The organism is Vibrio sp. D173a (assembly GCF_030248475.1).
On the sequence record NZ_JAHGAH010000846.1, the window covers coordinates 1 to 1,219 of the forward strand.

Below are 1,219 nucleotides of genomic sequence, written 5' to 3' on the forward strand. Positions count from 1 at the left end.
ATGTGATAAGTATTTGAAAAAGAGAAATAAATTCTCAATTAGGAGAGGTTATTGCCAAACGAGCTGGTTTGAACCACGCTGGTTTGCCTTATTTAAGATGCGATTAAGTCGTTCCAGTACTTCTTCAGGTGTGTCTGACTCACTAAACTGAGTGCTAGCGGCACAGAGAGTTATGGTGATCTGTTGGTCGCGGAACTTAAATGGCAGGCGGCTGACTTGTGTTTGAATGCTCTGAATCACTTGGTGGCAGTATTCATCATTCTGTTCTGGCAGCAACAAGACGAACTCTTCACCAGAAAAACGCGCCACGGTATCGGTTTTCGATAGCTCTTTGGTCATGGTGCGCGCAATGATCTTCAGCGCTTTATCACCAGCGGTATAACCAAAGCTGTCATTAATGGCTTTGAAATTATCGATATCCAGTAACACCACACGCAGCGAGTGTTGAGCTCGAATCCAACGGCGGTATTCCAGTTCTAGGCGATCTGTAAACGCGGTGCGGTTGTAGACCTTAGTCAGAGGGTCGAGCAACATACGCTGCGCCTGATCTTCAAGGCGTCGACGGTAGTCTTGCGTCACTTCATACAAAGAGTCGAGTTGCGTTTTGCCGTAGCTCATGCGATCAATTAGCGCTTGCTCTTTCTGCTCGGCGTGACTAAGCCTTTCAGAGAGCGAGGCAATCGCGTTAAGCAGTGGTGTTATCGACTGCTTCAATACATGGATATCGGTAGCTTGCTCGACAGACTGTTGGCTTTTACCCACTAAGTTACCCAGCTCATTGTTGAGGCTTTGACGGTGTTCAAAGTAGGTTTGACTCTGATCGCTGTTTTGATCCGCTGTTTTAATGCTTGCAGAGAGAGAAGCATTAAGTTGTTCAATGAATTGCTCAGACTTTTTGCGCTCTAGGTTCGTCCCTTCAATCACCAGCTTTAACACTTGCAGCGTCAGTTCAAACAGGTTTTGAGTGGAGACACCAAGTAGCAGCTTAGCGCGGATATCAGCGAGTAAATCACCCGATTCACCCTCGAAGTCGAGTTCGGTAATCAGGTGTTGCAGTTCGGTTGAGAGATCGGAGAGTAGGGCTTGCTCTGGAGAGTTATCGGTATCGGAAAAATGAGAACGGGAATTGCTCGCCATGATTTTAACTGCACGCTCATAGATGCTGAGCAGTTTCATTGCGTGATCGATTTTCTGACTGCCATTGCCTTCAGAAAAGCTC

General features: G+C 46.8%; 1 protein-coding gene. It reads right to left on the bottom strand.

Annotated elements, in window-relative coordinates; translation table 11 throughout:
• Positions 1-48 precede the first annotated feature (48 nt).
• Positions 49-1,219 (bottom strand): GGDEF domain-containing protein (locus tag KIV40_RS29745; RefSeq protein WP_285352860.1); only part of this gene is annotated, 1,171 nt, incomplete at its 5' end.